Source organism: Paenibacillus sp. UNC499MF (assembly GCF_900107975.1).
In the GTDB taxonomy this organism is placed as follows: domain Bacteria; phylum Bacillota; class Bacilli; order Paenibacillales; family NBRC-103111; genus Paenibacillus_F.
The window spans coordinates 82,255-95,705 of sequence record NZ_FNVF01000001.1 but is presented as its reverse complement, the minus strand read 5'-3'; the positions used below and the strand labels follow the sequence as shown (position 1 = coordinate 95,705).

Sequence of the window (13,451 nt, the reverse complement as noted above, 5' to 3'; positions counted from 1 at the left end):
CTGACAATGTAATAGTTAGTCCTGCTGTTAGACCGGTTCGCTGCCTCTCACGACTTGAGCGCCCAGCGAAGTGCGGAAATGATTCAGGGCAAACGTGTGCCCGTCCGGGTTAAAGCTTGCCACGGCATCCTCGTGGATAATCAGCTCGAACGCCTTGTTGTAGGCATCCACGGCCGTATGCAGAACGCAGATGTCCGTGCAGACGCCGGCCAGATGAACTTCCCCGATCCCCCGCGCACGCAGCTGCAGCTCCAGATCCGTGCCGCAGAACGCGCTGTACCGCGTTTTGTCCAGCCACAGGATCTGGCCTTCCTTTTCCCGGTACAGGGCATTTAAACGGCCGTACAGCTCGCGTCCGCTCGTGCCCTCTATATTGTGGGGCGGAAACAGCTTCGTTTCCGGATGAAAAGGCTCGTTCAAACGATGAAAATCAACCGCCATAACGACAAAACCGCCCTGCTCCAGAAATTCCTCCGTAAGCGCCGTAATTCTCTCCTCAATGGCAATGGCGGGATCTCCGACCGGAAGCTTGCCTTCGACAAAATCGTACGTGTAGTCAATCACGATCAAAGCTTTCATAACCCGATAACCCCTTCCCCGAATCTTAGGCTTAAAAGTTTGTAACGATCATATCACTCCAACCCTTTAAAATCAAACGTTCCCCGCCCATTCGGGACGACAAAAAAGACCGCTGCGCCTGATGCGCGGCAGTCCTGATTCTATTATCCTTCGCAGCCTTCCTTTTTGGCCGTTTAACGTTCCTCGGCGGCGAATTTCTTTTCCAGATAATTCTCCGTCATAGCGAGCAGGAGACCGAGCGCGGCAAACACAAGAACTCCGGCTGCCGGCCCCATACCTTGTTGTCCTTGCGGGAATCCTCCGTATTGACGGACCAAAAGCCAGCAGCCGCCCAGGCCTGCCGCAGCCGAATAGGCCAGCGCTTTGACCGGCTGTGTGGAACGCAGGGCTCCAAGCAGTTTGCCGAGCGGAAAGAACGAAATAAAATAAAACGGAAAAGCCGTGAGAATTCCGAACAGAAGGAAAAAGCTCCCCAGCAGACTCCCTTCCGGCGATGCTGCCCGGGTGCCTGCCAGCACATCCGCGGCCCATAGGCCGGATCCCGCATACAGCGGGAAAATAAGGCTCAAAAATAGCGTCATCTTCGCTTTGTTTCCGGCAGGCATGGGTTCTCCCTCTTTTGTAAAAAGTTGATCTTACAAATGGTCCTGAATCAGTTCGGCCAGCACGCCGGCCATGTAGGAAGAACCTCTGCCGAGATCGGCCGGATGAACGCGGAGCCGGAGGAGCGTTTCGTCCGCGTCCGCCGCCTCGGCGAGAAAGCCCGCCAAGCCTCTTGCTTTGCGGTCGATCTGCAGCAGCAGCTCCAGGCCTTCCGCTGCCGGCAGGAAGCTGATCTCCAGCTCATCCAGCTCGCCGCGGAAACGGCCCGCCGGGACAAATTCGAATTCCTGCAGCAGGCCGACCCGGCCTCCGAACCTCGGCGACTGCTTCACCTCCGCCTCCCGGAGCCGGAAGCCGAGCTGGTCCGCGGCTTCGAACACAACCTGCATGTCAGGGGAAGGAACGACCTCAATCCGGTCGGAATCGCTCGGGTCGACTGCGCTGGCGATATCCAGCCCCGTCAAGAACCAGACCGGAGTATGCCCCAGCGTAAGCGGCGTATGCTCGGCCAGCCTGAACCGGAACGGAACCTCCATCTCTTCGTTCGGTCCGAGCGTGAACGGGTCCGAAACGAGGTATTTCGCAATTTCTCTCGTTTCCTTTACGTGCCCGTTATTGACTTCGCGTTTGTATTCGGTGACCAGAGAAATATAGATCTCCTCGATATGCTGCTCAACTTGGCCTCCGCGGATATGAACGACACCTTCGACCTCTTCGCCCGGGTAATAGGCATTCTTGCTGAGGCGTGTGTCCACTTGAGCGGAACCGAAACCGATACTGGCCAGCATCCGTTGAAAAAAAGTCATTCTTCATCCTCCTGCACCTGCTAAAAAATAGAAATCTTTGAGGAAATTATACACGATTTCAACAATCGTGTCTTCGGAACAATTCCATTCGCACGCAAAAAAAGGCTCCTTGCGCAAGGAGCCGGAACCTCCGGAAATGCCGATTTTACTTGCTTTCTGACTGAAATCTCGGACCTTCTACCCTGTTTCGGGACACCCCTTCTTTTAACAGTAGGACGAAAGCCTCTATCAGATGGAAAGGAACAGGTCATTTTTATTGTTTTTTGGAAGAATAATGTGCATGAAAGTGTAATGATAAACGCGCAATTGCGTAATCAATTTGCGCTGACGAAACGATTTGAATCTTTTATTATAGGATTGTACCCACGTTTACCATTTTATTCATAAAGGATGAATGTCATGTTAAAAAAATCAGCTGTAGAGCTGCTTAGTGATTATCAGCTGCTTGACTGTTTCGTACAAGCCCTACAAATGAAGTTGGGTGCCGAATTTCTTCAACAACTTGCCTCCGAGATTAGACGCCGCAATTTATATTAATCGGCGGCTTGCCGGCCTCGTTTATTTAATACCGGGCCGATACGCCGCAGAGTCTATCGTTTGACTGAGTAAGGCTCCCTGTCTCTGCCAATTGTCGGAAGCGGAACGAAGCAGCGCAATGGTACTGCTTATTTCCTTCATATAGTGAATATCCTGAATATCTGCAGCCAACTGATATAAGGTATTGAGGCTTCCGGTTGCCTGTTCTTTACCGATTGTTCCATTCCGGATGTTCGATAACGTCCTTTCTTTTTCATTGGTAATGAATTTACGTATACCGGCCAACCTGTTCGATCCCATACCTCTCCTCCTTAATAACAAAAAATGACGAGCGCCGGGTCTTCGGCTTATGTGAAGACCATTATCACTATATGCGCCAAGATTCACATTTCATACGTTTATAGAGAAGCTGCGGAACAGGAGGAAATTGCCGTGGTACAACTGGAAATCCGAAAAAAAATACATTTTAAACATGAAGCTAAAAAAGCCCTGTAAGCAAACGGAAGTTCGCTTACAGGGCTTTTCGGTTAGGTGACGGCTAACTCCGCGAAGAGGCTGACCAGCCATACGGATATTCAGGCGCTACGGTAACGGGCAGTTTGCCGCCGGCCTCGAACTGCCCGGTCAATACCCCGGCAACCGCGTCCATGGCATGAGGACGGTTTTCGTAGCTCGCCAGGAAAGTTTTTACTTCCGGGAATTCTTTATAATCAAACGGATTGCGTCCGGCCACGACGATGAGCTTGCTGTCTCTGGCGGCCAGTTCTTTTACGATGCGTATTTGATTGGGTGAAAAGCTTGCGTTATACGTGACCACGATAACCTGATCGTATCCTTGGCTAGCCTTGAGCACACGCGCTGCTTCTTCCTCGGAAGGATTCGTGTGGATTCTTTCTTCCGTTACCTCGTGAACGGTTTCCGCCAAGAAGGCTCCGAGTGTTTCTTTCTGTTCCACCACTTCGTCGATTTGGGTCCATTCCCGGACTTCCGTCCAGATGACGAACGTTCTTTTGTCTTTCGCAAGCGGAAGCTGACCTTCGTCTTTAACAAGCGTTACGCTTTTCTTGTAGGTTTCACGAACAAGCTCGATATGCTCAGGGGAACCCACAGACGAGATATCGCCGGCCGCAGCGCCCACCGTAATGTTCAGGCCCCGTTTCAAAGCGAGAATGCGGTCCACCGACTCGTTGATCCGTTCTTCGCTGATGCGGCCGGATTCCACTGCTTCCACGAGACGTTCGATCGTTTGAACCTGGGTATCGTAAGTATGGCTGACCAGCAGCAAATCGGTGCCCGCTTCCACGGCCATTACCGCTCCTTCAGCCGTACCGTAATGGTCGGCGATCGCTTTCATCTCCAGACAGTCTGTCACAATGACGCCATTGTAACCGAGCTCACCGCGCAGCAAATCGGTCAGTACCCGCTTGGACAAGGTCGATGGAAGGCCGTCGGGCTCCAGCGCCGGGAAAATAACGTGCGCCGACATCAGCACGTCGGCTCCTTCCTGAATCGCTTTCACGAATGGGGCGAATTCCAGCTCCCGCAGCCGTTCCAGGCCGTGGGGAATCATCGGCAGAGCATGATGGGAGTCCGAGTGCGTGTCCCCGTGTCCCGGGAAGTGCTTGATCGTCGGGGCCACGCCCGCCGCCTGGTAGCCCTTCACAGCCGCAGCTCCCAGCTCGCCGACGATTTCGGCGGTTTCGCCGAAAGAGCGGACACCGATAACCGGATTCATCGGGTTGTTGTTGATGTCAAGGCATGGCGCGAAGTTCAGGTTGATACCCATCGCGCGAAGCTCCACCCCGCTGACCCGCGCTGTTTCATAGGCCGCCTGGGCGTCTCTCGTCGCCCCGATTGCCATGCTGCCCGGCATGCAGGCGATGCCCTCGTGGATACGGGCCACCATGCCGCCTTCCTGGTCGATGCTGATCAGAAGGGGGCCTCCCGCCGAATCCTTGGCCAACACCTGCAGCTCGTGATTTAGCTCGCTCACCTGCTTCGGATTGTCCAAATTGCGGCGGAACAGGATAACGCCGCCGATTTCGTGCTTCTGAATCAGGTCGATTATTTTCTTGTTGGGCTTCATCGCCGAATCAAATTCATTCGACGTGGAAAAGCCGCACATCATCATTTGTCCGATTTTTTGCCGGAGGCTCATTTCTGACCGTTGTTTCATTCTTATCATCCCCTAAAGGTAATTTAAGCGTTTGTAATCTGTTCGCGGTATTCGGAAGGCGTCATGCCGGTAAATTTATAGAATACCCGGGTAAAATACCGGCGTTCCGCATATCCCACCTGCTTGCCGATCTGCGTAATGCTCTTGTCGCTCATGCGAAGAAGAGACTTGGCCAGTTCGATCCGCTGACGGGTCAAATTTTCCAGGAAGGTCTCCCCGAAATGCTGCTTAAACAGCAGACTGAAGTAGCTGCAGCTGATCCCGAGATGATCGGCAATTTCCTCCACGCCGAAATCGTTGGACAAATTCTTGGCAATGTATTCTTTGGCGTTAACCATCAGCAGCTCGCTCGGCTTCCGGTTCATTCCCGCATTCATGCAGTCTTGAATAAGCTGATGGATCGTCGCAAGCAGATCCTTGACACCGACACTGCGCTCCAGATTGGACCAGAGGCCCCGTTCTTCCTCGTCGGACATGATGTTGATCTCCCTCATCTCCCGGATGAGGTGAAGGATCAGAAAATGCAGGATCTGCTCTACACGCACATAGGATTGCTCGGAAATAACCCGCAGGCTCTGATTGAGCTTTTCGAAGGTCTGCTCCATTTGTGCTTTATCCCGCCGCTTCAGGCTGGATACGATTTCTTCCACCAGTTCCCACATGGAGTTGTTCCATTCGTTCCGGCTGGGATGCACTTCTTCCAGAAGCAGAACCTGCTCGATGTTGGGAGACAGCTGGAGCGCCCGCTGAAGTTTCTTGTAAGCGTCTGCAAGCTGGAGAACGGACATGTGCTCGGGATAAATACCCAGGCTGACCGTCAGTTTAACGTGCTGCTTTACCGCCAGTTGAAGGGCTTCGCTCCATCCTTTCGCCGTGACCAGATCGAAAGGCGTTTCCCTTTGATGACGGATAAGCACGCACCATTCCCCTTCGCGGGTCTGCAGAACCGAGTACAGGAGCTCATACGGTTCCAGCGCATCCTGCAGCACATTCCGGACCGCGAAGTTTTTGAGCTTGCGTTCTTTCTCGTTCCATGAACGCGAAAGCTGGGAATAATTGTCCAGGTCGATGAGCAGAAGGGTAAACTCGGTCTCTTCCAGGCTGTTTTCATCCTCGAAAAAATGCCGGGTCGTCACGTTCGTATAATCCAGCAGAATATCGAACAAAAACTTCTCGTAGGCCAGGTGCCTGACCCGGCTCCATCTTTTCTGTTCGTCAAGCTCCGCTTTGCGCTTTTCCCGGATATCAAAAGCGACGCGTTCCACAACCGCTTCCAGTTCTTCATAGTTGATGGGCTTAAGGATATAATCCTTGGCCCCGTATTTTAACGCCGACCGCGCATATTCAAATTCCTGAAACCCCGTCAGCAGAATAACCTGGATATCCCTTTCCAGCTTGTTAACCTGCTCCAGCAGCGCGATGCCGTCCATCAAAGGCATGCGGATATCGCTCAGGATAAGGTCCGGCTGGTGCTCCTGGACCATCTCCAGAGCCTTGACTCCGTTCGATGCGAGCGCAACGACTTCAATGTCGTGCTTCTCCCACGGTATGACGGTTTGCAGATTGCGCAAAATATTGATCTCATCATCCACCAATAAAGCTTTTAAGTTCATCATCATCACCTTGCTGTCGTTTTGGGAATTATACACTTGATCCGTGTACCTTTGTTCGGCTCGCTGCAAATATAGAGCCCGTAGCTGTTTCCGTAATGAATCCGCAGACGGTCGGCTACATTAAGTACACCTAATCCTACCCTTGGCTCGTTCGTATCGAGGTTAGGATTCTTTTTCCGGTATTGGAATCTGGCAAGAACGTCCTCAGGGATGCCGATGCCGTTATCCTCAACCCACAAAATGATGTGATCCCCGCCGTCTTCGACACGAATGGTGATAATCCCCTGGTACGTAATCCCTTCGAACCCGTGCTGAATACTGTTTTCAACAAGCGGCTGCAGCGTCAGTTTAAGAATGGAGTGATTCTCCAGCTCTCGTGGAAGGTCAATCTCGAAATCGAAAAGTTCCTCAAACCGGTATTTCTGAATTTCCATGTAATTTTTCAAATAGTCGATTTCGAGACCCAGGGCGATTTCTTCTTTATGATGGAACGAAATTCTCAAAATCGTGCCCAGCCTGTAAACGAGCTGGCTCACTTTTTTGCCTTGATTTTGCACGGCCAGCGCATTGATCGACTCCAGCGTATTAAACAGGAAGTGAGGCTTGATCTGCGCCTGCAGCAGGGAAAGCTCCGCTTTGTTCTTATGCTCCTGCTCCTGCTTGACCTCTTCCACGAGATCGTGAATACGGGACACGAGACTGTTAAAGCCTCTGGCGAGAACGGTCATTTCATCGTTCCCCTGCACTTTGACCCGCACGTCCAGATCTCCCCGTTCCACTTGTTTCATGGAGCTGACGATCCGGATAATCGCCCGGATATACCGGTTGACGAACAGCAGGTTGAAGAGAAGGGCGGAAATGAGGAACAGGAACATGATCGTTCCGACCCATTTCAGAATAACGGACATTTCGCCGGAGATATAATCCCATGGGGTCACAGATACGAGCGCCCACTTGGGAGTTCCGTATTTTTCCAGCCCTATATCATATACCGTCACGAGACTCTCTATACCGTCAAATTTGACTCTGGAAGTGGCGTAACTCTCCGTCAAATCCACTTTTTGAGATAAAAATTTATTTAAATTGGAGCCATTTGTAAGCTTGCGGTTGTCGTACAAAATAACCCCTTGCTGATTTACTAACAGAAAGTGGCTGTTCTTTTGATTATAAAAGTTGAAAATTTTATCCATCTCTTTAAAGTCAAACTGAAGAAACATAGTTCCGATTCTACCGGAACCGGGTGTTTCATAATAATTGACTGTGCGGACCTGGCTGAACAAATTGTTGTCTCCGGTCAATTCCGGATTTTCATAAGGCCCGATCCACCGGGGAAATCCGTTCAAATTTTTGACTTCTTCATAAACTGGATGATCTCTTAACGTTTTAAAAGGAATCGGCGTATATGGAATAACACCGCTTGAGTAGTTTTCTCCATATAAATTATATACGGAAAAAGTCCCAAGCGGCTCATAGGTAAGAAATATTTTTCTTAAACTATTCGTTACGTTATTCAGTTGTTCATCGGACGGCGGGTTCTCGTTCAATTCAACGAGCTGGGACTGTAAATTATCCCCCAGCATCCAATAATCCGAATAATAGTTGGCTTCTTTAAAAAGGCTTGCAATGTTACGGCCGATTGACTTAATGGTCAGCTCGGATTGCTCCATGTATTTCTCTTGGGTAATATCCTGAAAAATCATATAGGTGAAAATTGAAATAGATAATAAGGGAATAATGATGAATCCCATGAAAGCCAGAAATACTTTTTTTCGTAAATTCATCATTACTCCCATGTCCTTTCAACTTAACCCTTGACGCTTCCGGCAGCCAAGCCTTCGATAATCTTTTCTTGTAGTATAGCATAGATCACAACGACCGGCACGATACTAAACATAGTCGCCGCCAGTAGAGCCCCGTAGTTCATCGCCATACCGTTGTTCATCGCCGCCATCGCTACAGGCAGCGTTCTCAGCGCCTCTTTGGACAGCATCACGTTGGCGAGAACGTACTCGTTCCAGTGACCCAGGAAGTTGATGATAAACACGGTCACGATGGCAGGCGTCATGAGCGGCAGTACGATTTTCCAGAACAAACCGTAAATCGTAAGTCCGTCCATAACTCCGGCTTCTTCAAGCTCCCTCGGAAGAGATTTGATGAAAGCCATGATAATGATAATGGAGAGAGACAAACCGAATGCGATATAAGGCAGGATCAAAGCAAGGTGTGTATCGTACAGCGGAATATGCAGCACGTTTGTAACGTTCAAAATGAAACGGTACAGCGGGATAAGCAGGGAACCTGCCGGTATCATGATGGCCAGAAGAAATACCCCGGTAACGAATTTATTCATTCTCGGGAAGTACATCCGCGTCAGCGCGTAAGCCGTCATGCTTGCGAGCACAATCGTCACGACACTCGCCAGAACGGAAATATACAAGCTGTTGACGAAATACCGGCCGATGTTGGCGCTGGTCCATGCGTTCACATAGTTATCCAGCGTGAAGTTTTTGATTAAAGCGAAAGGATTCGCAACGATATCAACATGCCTTTTGAACGAGTTTTGAAAACCCCAGAACAAAGGATACAAGGTTACAAAAACGTATAGCAAAAGAAAGGCATGGAGAAATCCATTTTTCAATTTGGACATATCAGTTCTCCACATCCTCTAATTTTTTTGTAAGCAGGTTGCTGAACAGCGTAATAATCAAGGTGAAGACGAAGATCAGGATCGCGATTGTATTCGCGTAACCGTAATTTCCTGTCGTCATACCCACTTTATACATGTAAGAGGCCATAACTTCCGTGGTTCCGTAAGGCCCGCCTTTGGTCATAACCATGACGATATCCATCGCTTTCATCGCACCCGTGATAGACAGCAGGACGATAACCGCGAGGATCGGACGAATCAAAGGAACCGTAATGAGAAGCGCTCGTTGAAACCCGGTGGCTCCATCGATTTCGGCAGCCTCGTAGACTTCTTTGGAAATTCCGAAGATTGCAGCCAGGACGAGAACGATATAAAATCCGGTCCACTGCCAGGCATTCGTCAGAAGAATGGAAAGCATAGCTGTGGTTTCATCAGCCAGCCACAGATGGATAAATTTATCCAACCCGATCGCCTCAAGCAGCTTGTTCAGCAAACCTACTGTCGGGTCAAATACGACAACCGTCCAAAGTACCCCTACGACGGCAGTCGACAAAATACTAGGCAGGAAAACGGTCGTTTTATAAAAACCGCGTAATTTTCTTACTTCCGAGATTAAAACCGAAAAAATGACGATAACCGGAACTTGAATAAAGACGGAAAACAAAATAAAGTAAAGGTTATTTTTGACCGAGATCCAGAAATACTCATCGTTAAAAGCTTCTTTAAAATTATCCAATCCGTTGAAAACAGGTGCAGTCAAACCATCCCAGCTAGTAAACCCGTATCTGAATGTTGTAAGAAGCGGGAACATATAAAATGTCAGGTAGAAAAACAGGGTTGGAATAATGAACACCAGGTATGCTAGAGGATTTCGATAAACCTTGTTCATAGTAGCCTCCATCCTTCACACTATGCGAATAAGAACGGGTACCACGTGGTGTGATACCCGTTATTTTTTTATCTGCTTATTTTAGATTATGTTACTAATCTTACTTTGCAGTCTTTTTGTTTTCTGTTTCTTGGGATTTTTGAACATCAGCCAGCAGGTCCTGAACGGATTTTTTGCCGCCTACGAAAGCTTGGATTCCGGACTCAAGATCAAGCTTCACTTTAGGCTGGATCAGGGAGTCGAAAGCCGGGAATGTTTTCTTGCCTTCGGATGCTTTCAGCATTTCGGCAATGATCGGCTTGTCGCCAGTGGAGCTGAGCTTCATGGACGGGAAGAATCCTTCTTCTTTCAGCTGACGAAGTTGATATTTTTCGGTGAAGAAGACTTTGATGAATTCTTTTACCGCTTTTTTCTCGTTTTCGTTCAGCTTAGCGGAGAAACCGAAGCCGTTGGAGTACGAACCGTTGATCAGATCGTTACCTTTGCCGCCTTCTACAGTCGGGAAGTTGAAGAAGCCGAGGTCAGCAGCCATTTTGGATTGATCCGGGTTGGAGTACTTCTGGTTCGCCCAGCCTCCGTCGAAGATCATAGCAGTTTCGCCGTTAGCGAAACGGTCTTGTGTTTGAGAATATTTCAGAGCAAGAGCATCTTTGTTGAAGTAGCCTTTGTCGATCAGGTCTTTAAACATAGTGTGGCCTTTGACGTAAGCTTCGTCCGTCCATTTGCTTTGTCCGGATTGGAGGCCGTCAACGACTGATTGGCCGCCTACGCGTACGTACAGGGTGTTAGGAAGCATGTTCAGTACCCAAGCTTCGTTGCCGCCAAGCGCCATCGGAGTGATGCCTTTGGCTTTGAACGTTTCGCAAGCTTTCAGGAACTCTTCGTACGTTTTCGGAACTTCTACGCCGTTGTCTTTGAAAATTTTCTTGTTGTAGAACATGCCTTCCAGGTAACCGGCGATCGGAAGACCGTAAACTTTGCCGTCATACGTGAACTCGGAGAGGTCAACGAATTTGTCTTTCAGGCCAAGCTCGTCGAGAATCGGCGTCAGGTCAAGCAGGTTGTTTGTTTTCGCATAGTTCTTTGTATCGGTACCACCGAAAAGTTCGAAAATTTTTGGAGGGTTACCGGCGGCCATTTCGGCTTTCAGCTTTGTATCGCGGTTAACAACTTCGTCCACGCCTTCGGATTCGAATTTCAGGCCGGGAACATTAGCTTCAACTTCTTTAAGAGCATCCTCGAACATAGCCTTTCTTTTCTTGGCTGTGTCTTTGATTTGCGTATGACGGAAAGAAACGGTAAATTCTTTCGGTGCAGCGCTTCCACCAGGAGATGTTGTGCTGCTAGCGCCTCCCTCATCTTTGCCGCAAGCGGAAAGAACGGTTGTCAGTCCCACGGCTACGGCCATGATTGTCGCCAGTTTCTTTTTCATTTGTAGACCTCCCCAAAACGTTTGAATTTGTGTCTTACAAGTTTGATTATAGGGACGTTGCCCTTCTTACGGCAGGTCCTCATTTCAACAATACAGGGATAAAATCCTCTCACTTGGGGGGTAAAATAGTGGGCCCTTAGTCCTTAATCCTATTTATAGAAATTAAGGATTCCTTTTACATTTTATTAGGAAGTAATCCAACTGAAGCTCTAGGTATTCTCCCCTGCTCCTTTCCCATTCCCTCCTTGATTCGACAGGTTTAGCGCTTCCCGGCCGGTTTTACAAAACCTTCAAGTTCAATTGATCTGAGCAAAATAGTCCGTACGTACACTTAACCCTGAAAGAAAGGGGGATAAAAAATCGATGAATACCGTCGATGAATCGTTACCAATCCGGGCCGGAAACGCGAGGGGCATCCGGACCGCCTCCTGGTGGAACCGCGTCCGCGAAGCGGGGATCGGCTATTTGTTCCTGCTGCCGTCACTGGCCGGGTTCGGGATTTTTTTGTTTTACCCGTTCTTCCAGTCCTTGTATTTAAGCGTACACAGCACGAATCTCCGGGGAAAAATCGCCGAATATGTCGGTTTCGAGAACTATCGGGAACTGCTTACCTCGGAGAAATTTTATCATAGCCTGGGCGTTACGGCCCAGTTCGCTCTGCTCACGATCCCGACCACGATCGCCGCGGCTCTGCTCCTTGCCGCGCTGACACACAGAGGGCTGAAGGGCAAGAGAGTCTACCAGTTCATTTTCTCCCTACCGATGGCCCTATCGATCGGCACCGCTTCCGTGATCTGGGCCCTGCTCTTCCATCCGACTGCCGGGATGCTCAACTACTGGCTCGGCCTGCTTGGACAGGCACCCGTCGCCTGGCTTTCCGACCCGAGCTGGGCGCTCGTCTCCGTCTCTCTGATGACGATATGGATGAATCTGGGCTTCGCTTACATTGTTCTGCTCAGCGGTCTGCAGAGCGTGCCGGAGGATATGTACGACAGCGCCAAAATCGACGGCGCGGGTCCGATGCGTACTTTCTTCAGGATCGTCCTGCCGCTCGTTTCGCCCACTTTGTTCTTTGTCGGAGTGGTTTCCCTGATCGGGGCCTTTCAGTCTTTCGGCCAAATCCAGATTCTGACCAAAGGCGGGCCCATGGATACGACCAACGTCATGGTCTATTCCCTCTATCAGGAAGCGTTTGTCAACTTCCGCTTCGGCTCCGGCAGCGCGCAGGCCATACTTTTATTCGTGATCGTCCTGTTCTTCACCTTCGTGCAGTTCGGCGTTCTGGAAAGGAAAGTGCATTACTCATGATCCGTTCCCTGCAAAAAACCGCCGTCTACGTCTTTCTGACCGCGGCGGCCGCGCTCGTGCTCTACCCGCTTTTCTTTACGTATGCGTCCACATTTATGACGGCGGGTGAAGCCGGCCGGTTTCCGCCGCCCTTCCTTCCCGAGAGTCTGTATCTGGGCAATCTCAAAACGGTGATGGAGCTTGTGCCGATCGGGGCTTTTCTGACTAACAGCTTTACCGTCTCTCTGCTTATTATGGCGGGGCAGCTGTTTACGGCAAGCCTGGCGGCGTACGCTTTCGCTTTCGTCCGTTTTCCGGGCAAAAAGCTCGTATTCCTGCTGTTTCTGAGCACCATGATGATTCCCTGGGAAGTGACGATGATCCCCAATTACCTGACGATCCGCAGCTGGGGATGGACCGACACTTACGCGGCGCTTGTCGTCCCTTTCCTTGCGACGGGGTTCGGAACGTTTATGCTGCGCCAGTTTTTCATGCAGCTGCCGGGCGAGCTGTTCGAAGCCGCCAAGATCGACGGCTGCGGGCATATCCGCTGCTTTTTTTCCATCGCGTTCCCGCTGTCAAAGCCCGGTCTGGCAACCTTGGGCGTATATAGTTTCCTCAGCGCCTGGAACAGCTATCTCTGGCCGCTGCTCGTCACGAACGAACCCGCCAAACGCACCGTGCAAATCGGCATCTCCATGCTCCAGTTCGAGGAGTTTACCTCATGGAACCTGGTGCTTGCCGGAGTGGCGCTCGTTCTGCTTCCCTCTCTGCTTCTGCTCGTGCTCGGGCTTAAGCAGCTCGTCCGCGGCCTCACGGTAGGGGCCGTCAAAGGCTGACGTTTATCCACCACTTTGATTGATAAAAAGGAGAGACAAACCC

Annotated in this window: 13 protein-coding genes; 3 read left to right on the top strand and 10 right to left on the bottom strand. The window is 50.3% G+C overall.

The features are described 5' to 3' along the window. Positions 1–27: 27 nt before the first annotated feature. The 3 genes from C4S74_RS00410 to C4S74_RS00400 all read right to left on the bottom strand — a co-directional run bounded on the left by C4S74_RS00410 (position 28) and on the right by C4S74_RS00400 (position 1,988). Positions 28–579 (bottom strand): cysteine hydrolase family protein, encoded by a 552-nt coding sequence (locus tag C4S74_RS00410; RefSeq protein ID WP_103993407.1) that lies wholly within the window; start codon positions 577–579, stop codon positions 28–30. Between the two features lie 173 nt (positions 580–752). Continuing rightward, the gene (locus C4S74_RS00405) at positions 753–1,184 is read right to left on the bottom strand and encodes a hypothetical protein (RefSeq protein ID WP_103993406.1); all 432 of its coding nucleotides are present in this window, start codon (positions 1,182–1,184) and stop codon (positions 753–755) included. A 30-nt stretch (positions 1,185–1,214) separates the two neighbouring features. Then, positions 1,215–1,988, bottom strand: a complete 774-nt coding sequence (locus tag C4S74_RS00400; protein WP_103993405.1) for a sporulation protein — start codon at positions 1,986–1,988, stop codon at positions 1,215–1,217. A 390-nt stretch (positions 1,989–2,378) separates the two neighbouring features. On the opposite strand from C4S74_RS00400, the gene sda reads away from it, so the two are divergent. Next, entirely contained in the window at positions 2,379–2,525 is a 147-nt protein-coding gene (gene sda, locus C4S74_RS27235; RefSeq protein WP_082211298.1) for a sporulation histidine kinase inhibitor Sda, read from the top strand. A 21-nt stretch (positions 2,526–2,546) separates the two neighbouring features. Here the strand turns inward: sda and C4S74_RS00390 are convergent, their stop codons facing one another. From C4S74_RS00390 to C4S74_RS00360, 7 genes are all read right to left on the bottom strand, one after another. Continuing rightward, positions 2,547–2,825, bottom strand: a complete 279-nt coding sequence (locus C4S74_RS00390; RefSeq protein ID WP_103993404.1) for a hypothetical protein — start codon at positions 2,823–2,825, stop codon at positions 2,547–2,549. Between the two features lie 238 nt (positions 2,826–3,063). Beyond that, complete coding sequence (nagZ, locus tag C4S74_RS00385) at positions 3,064–4,701, bottom strand: beta-N-acetylhexosaminidase (RefSeq protein WP_103993403.1); 1,638 nt, start codon at positions 4,699–4,701, stop codon at positions 3,064–3,066. 23 nt (positions 4,702–4,724) lie between these two features. Continuing rightward, positions 4,725–6,320, bottom strand: a complete 1,596-nt coding sequence (locus C4S74_RS00380) for a response regulator (protein ID WP_103994241.1) — start codon at positions 6,318–6,320, stop codon at positions 4,725–4,727. Then, positions 6,320–8,098, bottom strand: coding sequence for a sensor histidine kinase (locus C4S74_RS00375; RefSeq protein ID WP_258042337.1), 1,779 nt, complete (start codon positions 8,096–8,098; stop codon positions 6,320–6,322). The genes C4S74_RS00380 and C4S74_RS00375 overlap by 1 nt, the downstream gene beginning before the upstream one ends. A gap of 20 nt (positions 8,099–8,118) precedes the next feature. Beyond that, positions 8,119–8,961, bottom strand: a complete 843-nt coding sequence (locus C4S74_RS00370; protein ID WP_103993401.1) for a carbohydrate ABC transporter permease — start codon at positions 8,959–8,961, stop codon at positions 8,119–8,121. A gap of 1 nt (position 8,962) precedes the next feature. After that, positions 8,963–9,850 carry a carbohydrate ABC transporter permease gene (locus C4S74_RS00365; RefSeq protein WP_103993400.1) on the bottom strand — a complete coding sequence of 296 codons (888 nt, stop codon included), beginning with the start codon at positions 9,848–9,850 and terminating at the stop codon, positions 8,963–8,965. A gap of 100 nt (positions 9,851–9,950) precedes the next feature. Beyond that, complete coding sequence (locus C4S74_RS00360) at positions 9,951–11,282, bottom strand: ABC transporter substrate-binding protein (RefSeq protein ID WP_103993399.1); 1,332 nt, start codon at positions 11,280–11,282, stop codon at positions 9,951–9,953. 363 nt (positions 11,283–11,645) lie between these two features. Between C4S74_RS00360 and C4S74_RS00355 the strand changes: the two genes are divergently transcribed. Further along, complete coding sequence (locus C4S74_RS00355; protein WP_103993398.1) at positions 11,646–12,590, top strand: carbohydrate ABC transporter permease; 945 nt, start codon at positions 11,646–11,648, stop codon at positions 12,588–12,590. Continuing rightward, positions 12,587–13,408, top strand: coding sequence for a carbohydrate ABC transporter permease (locus C4S74_RS00350; protein WP_103993397.1), 822 nt, complete (start codon positions 12,587–12,589; stop codon positions 13,406–13,408). Before C4S74_RS00355 ends, C4S74_RS00350 begins: the two co-directional genes overlap by 4 nt. The last annotated feature ends 43 nt before the right edge of the window (positions 13,409–13,451 follow it).

Coding starts and splice junctions, on each gene's coding strand:
- C4S74_RS00410 (WP_103993407.1), bottom strand. CDS start 579: ATGAAAGCTTTGATCGTGATTGACTACACGTACGATTTTGTCGAAGGC.
- C4S74_RS00405 (WP_103993406.1), bottom strand. CDS start 1,184: ATGCCTGCCGGAAACAAAGCGAAGATGACGCTATTTTTGAGCCTTATT.
- C4S74_RS00400 (WP_103993405.1), bottom strand. CDS start 1,988: ATGACTTTTTTTCAACGGATGCTGGCCAGTATCGGTTTCGGTTCCGCT.
- sda (WP_082211298.1), top strand. CDS start 2,379: ATGAATGTCATGTTAAAAAAATCAGCTGTAGAGCTGCTTAGTGATTAT.
- C4S74_RS00390 (WP_103993404.1), bottom strand. CDS start 2,825: ATGGGATCGAACAGGTTGGCCGGTATACGTAAATTCATTACCAATGAA.
- nagZ (WP_103993403.1), bottom strand. CDS start 4,701: ATGAAACAACGGTCAGAAATGAGCCTCCGGCAAAAAATCGGACAAATG.
- C4S74_RS00380 (WP_103994241.1), bottom strand. CDS start 6,320: ATGATGATGAACTTAAAAGCTTTATTGGTGGATGATGAGATCAATATT.
- C4S74_RS00375 (WP_258042337.1), bottom strand. CDS start 8,098: ATGATGAATTTACGAAAAAAAGTATTTCTGGCTTTCATGGGATTCATC.
- C4S74_RS00370 (WP_103993401.1), bottom strand. CDS start 8,961: ATGTCCAAATTGAAAAATGGATTTCTCCATGCCTTTCTTTTGCTATAC.
- C4S74_RS00365 (WP_103993400.1), bottom strand. CDS start 9,850: ATGAACAAGGTTTATCGAAATCCTCTAGCATACCTGGTGTTCATTATT.
- C4S74_RS00360 (WP_103993399.1), bottom strand. CDS start 11,282: ATGAAAAAGAAACTGGCGACAATCATGGCCGTAGCCGTGGGACTGACA.
- C4S74_RS00355 (WP_103993398.1), top strand. CDS start 11,646: ATGAATACCGTCGATGAATCGTTACCAATCCGGGCCGGAAACGCGAGG.
- C4S74_RS00350 (WP_103993397.1), top strand. CDS start 12,587: ATGATCCGTTCCCTGCAAAAAACCGCCGTCTACGTCTTTCTGACCGCG.